4 protein-coding genes are annotated in these 7,144 nt (G+C 44.3%); 1 reads left to right on the forward strand and 3 read right to left on the reverse strand.

Annotation, left to right across the window (positions count from 1 at the left end; translation table 11 throughout):
• Positions 1–130: 130 nt before the first annotated feature.
• The 3 genes from KTG12_RS08150 to KTG12_RS08160 form a co-directional block, all read right to left on the reverse strand.
• Positions 131–1,735: a RagB/SusD family nutrient uptake outer membrane protein gene (locus KTG12_RS08150; RefSeq protein ID WP_009291524.1), complete on the reverse strand. Its 1,605-nt coding sequence runs from the start codon at positions 1,733–1,735 to the stop codon at positions 131–133.
• A gap of 19 nt (positions 1,736–1,754) precedes the next feature.
• A complete protein-coding gene (locus KTG12_RS08155) occupies positions 1,755–4,751 on the reverse strand; it encodes a TonB-dependent receptor (RefSeq protein ID WP_005823211.1) in 2,997 nt (998 codons plus the stop codon).
• A gap of 87 nt (positions 4,752–4,838) precedes the next feature.
• Positions 4,839–5,303: a beta-barrel fold lipoprotein gene (locus KTG12_RS08160; protein ID WP_009040585.1), complete on the reverse strand. Its 465-nt coding sequence runs from the start codon at positions 5,301–5,303 to the stop codon at positions 4,839–4,841.
• A gap of 484 nt (positions 5,304–5,787) precedes the next feature.
• Here KTG12_RS08160 and KTG12_RS08165 point away from each other — a divergent pair, with 484 nt between their 5' ends.
• Positions 5,788–6,393, forward strand: coding sequence for an integrase core domain-containing protein (locus KTG12_RS08165; protein ID WP_009291525.1), 606 nt, complete (start codon positions 5,788–5,790; stop codon positions 6,391–6,393).
• Positions 6,394–7,144 lie beyond the last annotated feature (751 nt).

Here is a 7,144-nt window from a genome sequence, read left to right on the forward strand (position 1 = left end):
GAGCAGAGAACACGGAAAAAACAATTCAAAATTTAGTACATGATATTAAAAAATTATACATTGAAAATCAGAGGAGCTACCCGCCAATCAACTGGTGATTGGCGGGTGCCCTCTGGCTTAAAATAAAAAATCACCTTACCAGATTCGGGTTTTTCTGGGAATCCATATCAGGATATGGAAGATACATCAGATTGTCACTCCATGTCCTGTTCGTATATTCTACAGACTCCTTTACCAGGATCCCGTCGGCGACTTCAACAGCCGTGTTCTCCGCTCTTTCCTTAAAGGTGTCTTTCAGTCTGTTCATACGGAACTGGTCCGCACGGCGTGTGACAAGGGCCACCCAGTAGCCTGCCACCTCCCAACCATGCTCCTTATAAGCCGCTTCGGCAAGGTCATCTGCAGAAAGTCCGGTGAGCGGTTCCAGTCCGGCACGCTCGCGGACATCATTCAGACACTTGAATGCCAACTCGTCCGTCTGCCCCGTCCTGGCCTTGGCTTCCGCATACCACAACAAAACCTCCGAATAACGAATGATTCTATGCCGATGGTCATTACACATGTTCTGACTGGCCGGTTTTGTATAATCATACGGGGCACTGGTATTCACTTTTGACGCAGGATCCCAGTTGACGGAGAATATACTGAACATGGGGTGATGTTCCGGAACGACAGGGGTACCGTCCTCCTTCAACTCCCACCAGTCAACCAACGTTCCGTCTTTCAGACGAATCTTGGGATCATAAGTCGCATCTTTTCTCGGACCGTCAGGAAACTCCTTCCAGAAACGAATTTCACCCCAGGCGTCTCCCCAACCGCCCAGCGATTCAAACTGGTTACATGAAGTAAGCTCCGAATCCTGTGCCCAATCCACGAACGGTGAATAGTTTATGCCGAGCACCGTCTCATTATTATAGTTATTGCTCATAGCATACACATCTTTGTAATCCTTATCGAGCTTATACTCGTATTCACCTCTGTTCACACCCTCAATGACCTCCTTCGCCTTTTCAGCAGCCTTTGCGTAATATTCCGTTTTGTTCATCGGCCAGCCGGCCATAGCCATATACACTGCTGCCAAAGTAGATTTGGCTGCCTGCCGGGTTACATACACATTCACTCCGTTCAGAAAGCGGGGGCTGCCACTGTAACCCGTAGGCAATACGGCCTCAGCTTCGGTCAGGTCCTGCACAATATGACCATACACTTCTTCCACGGGGGATAGAGGTTTGGTATAATCATCGTTGACATTGTCCAGATTCATCGGCAGCGGTCCCCAAAGTCGCACCAGGGTAAAATAAGCGTATGCCCTCCAGAATTTAGCCTGCCCGAGGGCGATATTTATCTCATCTTGAGTGGTAGGTGTTTTAGAGGCCCCCTGTATGATCAAATTGGCAGCCTTTACAATGGCATAATGCATGTTCCACGCATCTTTGACACCCTTGTTGTTGTTTGCTGCGGCAAACTTGTCCATTTCTGCGGCAGGCTGTTTGTTGCTCCCCGGATTGGTCGTTATATCATCCCCCTGCCACTGGGGCAGCTGCATGTTCGTATATACCTGTGAAAGATTGACTTTCTGGTAAAGGGCATATATGCTCATGTTCAATTCATCCTGGGTAGAGAAGAAGTTTTCCGGAGTGAGTTTTCCCCTGGGATCTTCCGTTAAGAAATCACTGCACGACATCAGTGAAAATGACAGGGCAACCATAGTGCCTGCTATTATTTTTATTTTCATAAGTTCTTCTATTTTAGATTTAAAAATTCATCCGGAGACCGAATGTGAATGTTCTTGGGGAAGGATAGGCTCCCATGTCAATACCCGCGTCAACGTCAACGCTGCTGTTCGAGAAGGTAGTACCGGCCGGATCCATCCCCTTGTACCCGGTTATTGTAAAAAGGTTCTGACAGCTGAAAGTAAGCCGCAAATCAGCGAATCCCGTTGTCTTTTTGGGGAAAGTGTATGAAAGACTGATATTCTCCAAACGAAGGAAGTCCGCGTTCTCCAGCCATTTGGTTGAAACCGGCTGCAGATTATTTCCACCTTCGGTCAGGCTCGGGTATGTTGCCGAAGAGCCAATCTTGTCGAATCCCTTCAGATAGGCGTCTGCCAGAGTTACAAAACGGGAATTCCCTTCGGCCGAAGCCATCGTATATCTTACAAGATTCAAACGCTTGGCTCCGAAAGATCCGTTGAAGAACAGGTTCAGATCCCAGTTTTTATAAGACAGGGAGTTGTTCCATCCCAGGGTGAAATCGGGATTGGCCTTGCCGATGACCTTGCGGTCGCCACCGTCTATCATCTGATTGCCATCTACATCCGTGTAGGTGTCATGTCCCTTTTCATCCAAGCCGGTCCATTCATATCCCCAAAAAGTACCGATGGCCTCACCCGGCTTGATAATGGTGGCATAATCAACCATACCGGCAGCCGGACTGGAGCCGTTGATGAAATCATTCTCACCACCGGAAAGGCGTTCCACGCGGTTCTTCAAATAAGTACCGTTCAAGGTGGAGGTCCATTGGAACCGGTCATTCTGTATAATCCGGGCGGTCACGCTCAAATCAATACCACGATTACTGATTTCGCCGTCATTCACCCAAAAAGAGTTACCGCCGACATATCCGGGGATACTTCTTTTAAGCAACGCATCTGTAGTGCGTTTATAGAAATAGTCCACACTGAAATTCAGCCGCCTGTCAAACAGGGAGAACTCCAAGCCCAGGTCGAACTGTTTGGTCTTCTCCCACGTAAGCTCAGGAGTCGCTATGTCATTTGCCCAATAACCGGTAAAATTACTGTTGGTTCCAAAATTGTATGCAGTAGCACTCATAAGGCCCATGGTCGCATAAGGACTGATAGCCTGACTACCCACAATACCATAACTGGCGCGAAGTTTAATGTCCTGAACCGAGGAAACATCCTTCATGAAATCCTCATTGCTCAACGTCCAAGCTGCGGCAATAGAAGGAAAGTACCCCCATTTCTTTTTGGCAAAGCGAGAAGAACCGTCGGCACGAAATGTTCCGGTAAGCATATAACGGTCCTTATAATTGTACATGACACGGGTCACTCCCGACATCAGCGCCCATTGCTCGTAACCATTGTTTGCATCACGAGAGGAAGCCATACCCACATTCCACCAGCCCACACCCTCGGTCAGCAGGTTGTTACCGGTTATACCCATTGTCCTGGTTTCGGAGGAGGTCACCTCATATACGGCCGTGGCTGTCAGATGATGGTCGTTCCAGGAACCCGTATATGTCAGGTTGTTGGAACTCTGTAGCATCAGGCGGTAAGTGTCATTGTTGCCCATACCACTCTTGGTCCCCACTCGTTTGGAGCTGAAACTATAACTTTTCCCGTCATAATAGTCCACGCCATTGGTTGTGGTGAATGTCAGCCCCTTCATTATATCAAGGCGCAAATCAACACGTCCGTTGAAAACATTGGTCATTGTCTCTCCCGACTGCAACTTTAGGATACCGACCGGGTTGGAAGCTATGGAATTATAAGTATCGGTGTTATAGTTCCCGTTTTCGGCCATCATCGTCATGGTAGGCGAATAGTTCAAAGCAATCCAGATCGGATTATCCTTACCGGAGGCAAAAGATCCCCCGCGACGCAGACCGTGGGAAGCATTGATGTCAGCCGTGATATGCAGCCAGTCGGTAAGCTGTGAGGAAAGATTCGCCTTCGCCTGATAACGCTCGTTCTTCGATTCAATGACCACACCTTCCTGGCTCATGTAGTTGGCGGAAATGTAATATTGGGTCTTCTCGCTACCATTGGAAAGAGCCAACTTGTAATTCTGGGTGATCCCCGTACGGAAAATCTCATCCTGCCAGTCGATGCCCGCCGTTCCGTTCTGATAGGATTGCATCTCTTCGTTTGAGAAATCAATACCTTTGACCTCCTTGAGCGCCAGAGCGTAATCGTATGCTCCAAGGATATCGTATCTCTTATATACATTGGAAACTCCCACTGATGCGTCGAACATAATTTCACGCACACCGGCCTTACCACTCTTGGTAGTGATCAGAACGACCCCGTTCGACCCCCTGGAACCGTATATGGCAGTGGACGATGCATCTTTGAGAACCTGCATCGAACGGATGTCCTCGGGATTGATACCGTCCAAACCGCTTTCGCGGACGATTCCGTCAACCACATACAAAGGGTCGTTGCTTTTGCTGATGGAGTTAGCACCGCGGATGCGGATTTTCACGCTTCCCCCGGGGACGCCGCTGTTCTCAACATGAACGCCACTGACACGCCCCTGAAGAGCGTCTGCAACCTGGGTTATAGGCTGGTCCTTGAAATTTTTGTTGTCCAGCACGGCTACGGAACCGGCCATATCAGCTTTTCTTACAGCACCATAGCCAATAACAACCACCTCGTCAAGCACTTCGGCATCTTCCTTCAAAACGATGTTTAACGGGCCACCTGTCCAGGCTATTTCCTGGCTCTGATAGCCGACATAAGAAACAACAATTATATCCCCTTTTTTTACGTTCCTAAGGGAAAAATCACCGTCAAGTCCCGTAATGCTGCCGTTTGTCGTCCCTTTGACAAGTACGGATGCGCCGATAATGCTTTCGCCATTGGCATCTTTGACAACTCCTTGACAGATATCACTCTGTTCGATAATTTGTCCCCTCAGGGAAGGGTAGTCAGGGAACGCATAAACCTGCATCCCACACAATAGCGAGAGCGACAGAATTGCTCCCGCTGTTTTTTGAAGTGTATTCATAAATTATTTAGTTAGGAAAAAAAGTTCGATAAGAAACATGTTCAGGCGTTATGCTCTTTTTAATACAAGTTCTGTATTCTACCCGGATCATATCTCCTTGGTTGAAACGCTGAAAGTTTCAATAAGGGTATTACCATCTGTTATATATTCTTTTTCCAAACGGTTAACCTCCTTGTCGTCAATGTAGCCTATTACTGTTATATGAAGTCGTTTACCCGCCTCCGAGATACTGGAAACCGAACCGGCACAGGTCATGAAAAACGCGTTCCCATTTGTACGACAAGACATGGTTGCCGTCCTTATTTGGGCAGAATAGGAATCACCAATGTATTCTCCCTTGTCATTGTACAACTTGGCGGGACCACCCTTGTCAGCACCACCGATACTTACACTCACTTCAAATGAATCTGTGTCACCGGACTGTTGGATTACAATTTTATGAATTCCTGTCTGAAAATCAGATGCGTTTTCCGTTCGTTCATTGTCACATCCTACAAATATAAATCCGGCCAAGAGCAATACAACACTCCATAATGTGAATTTACTTTTCATATTTATATTTACAACAATAATTGATAAAAATAATATATCTATAAATCTTGCCAAGAAGAATATTAATCATCTAAGGCAAACAAATTATCTAATTTAACAACAATATATTTATTGAATATAATACGCAGCCCATTATTCATTGCGCAAAGAAAAAACAAGATAAAATATTATTGATTATCATTTTAGCCCTATAATTTATCAATATGGCCTAATAGTTTGGAATATACAAACAAAATATTATACAATAAGATAAATACATCAAATAAAAATACCTTAGATTTATATTACAAAGGAGATGATTATGGCAAATTTCTATGTTTCATGTAATGTGTCAAAGTATAATAAGAGAAATAGAGAGGAGCTGTAAGGTTATTTTAGGACAAGTCAGGGTGAGAAGTAAGAGAAAAACGACTTTTTCCAATCATTGGATGCGTAAATACCCCAATTTGATAAGGGATTATATACCAAAGGCTCCCAATCAATTATGGGTAAGCGACATTACTTATATATTGAGATGGCAGGGTGTTTTGCTTATCTAGCACTTGTAACAGATGCCTATTCTCATAAGATCGTTGGTTGGGAGCTTGCTCCATCACTTCGTGCTTGCAATGCTCTTGCTGCCTTGAAAATGGCTTTAAATAGTTTACCGGAAGGATATTCCGGGCTTATTCATCATTCAGACAGAGGAAGCCAATATTGCAGCGCCAGTTATGTTAATTTGCTAACGCAGCATAAGGTACAAATTAGCATGACGGAAAGTGGCGATCCACTTGAAAATGCAATAGCAGAAAGAATAAATGGCATTCTGAAAACAGAATGGATATACGATGTTAAGCTAAAATCATGGCAGGAAACTATTAACTTCATTAGTCGAATTATTGATTTATATAATAATCAAAGACCGCATCAGAGTATTAGTTATATGGTTCCTGCCTTGGTTCATCAAACAAATATTAAAACGGAACGCAAATGGAAGAATTATTATCGAAAGAGGAATGTACTTAATGAAGAAGTCTCTATCTTTGAGCCGAAGTGTAAAGGCACAGCAGGACTAAAACACTCAATTCCTGATAATGTCAAGCTCATATAGGACAAAGTAATATAATCTGTAAAGTTTTTCTAGGACAAGATAATTCATTGGTGCAAGGTGCAGCTATATACAGATATAGCTGCACCTTGCACCAATGAATTACATCCTAAAAATCAATGATTTACATTTTTAGTAACAAGAATAGGTGCAAATCCTTTTTTGCACTTATTCTGTTACTTACACTTTTCTTGTTTTTCCGTTTACACAGAAAACTAAAAATCTCCTGTTTTTTTCTTTTTCGGTTAAAATTAGTATATTTGTATCAGTTCTAAAAGTGAAGCAAAGCAATGCACTGAAATTAGCACCGCTACCAAATCGCTACCAATTACCAGGCTTATCGCTCTTTACGCTTTATCAATCAGCCGATTAAAAGAAAATCTTAGTTTTTTTATAATAAAACGGCCTTTTTTGCCGGACAAAATGCAAAAACGAGACATAAAAACACCCCCAGCATGGCGGATAAACATCCACGCATCCACGGAAAGGCCTTGCACAGACCCGGATCTGCACCTCTCCCTCACTCGGGTCTCCGTGGTGCTTACACCCGGGTCTTAAGCGGCTATCCAAGCCTTTTTGGGCAAAAGAAAAGCCTGTCTTGATGAAAAATGAAGCTATTTTAACCTGTTTTGCATCTATTCCCGGACGGTTTCTGTTTTTATTGTTGATTGATACACAGAATATTATCGTTTTTTTTCCGTAAGCGTCTCCGCGATGCTACCATTGTTCTTCAAACAAGAGTATTTAGCTTTGT

Origin of the sequence: Parabacteroides sp. MSK.9.14, from assembly GCF_019041495.1 — a bacterium.
Lineage (GTDB): Bacteria > Bacteroidota > Bacteroidia > Bacteroidales > Tannerellaceae > Parabacteroides > Parabacteroides merdae.

Coding starts and splice junctions, on each gene's coding strand:
- KTG12_RS08150 (WP_009291524.1), bottom strand. CDS start 1,735: ATGAAAATAAAAATAATAGCAGGCACTATGGTTGCCCTGTCATTTTCA.
- KTG12_RS08165 (WP_009291525.1), top strand. CDS start 5,788: ATGGGTAAGCGACATTACTTATATATTGAGATGGCAGGGTGTTTTGCT.
- KTG12_RS08160 (WP_009040585.1), bottom strand. CDS start 5,303: ATGAAAAGTAAATTCACATTATGGAGTGTTGTATTGCTCTTGGCCGGA.
- KTG12_RS08155 (WP_005823211.1), bottom strand. CDS start 4,751: ATGAATACACTTCAAAAAACAGCGGGAGCAATTCTGTCGCTCTCGCTA.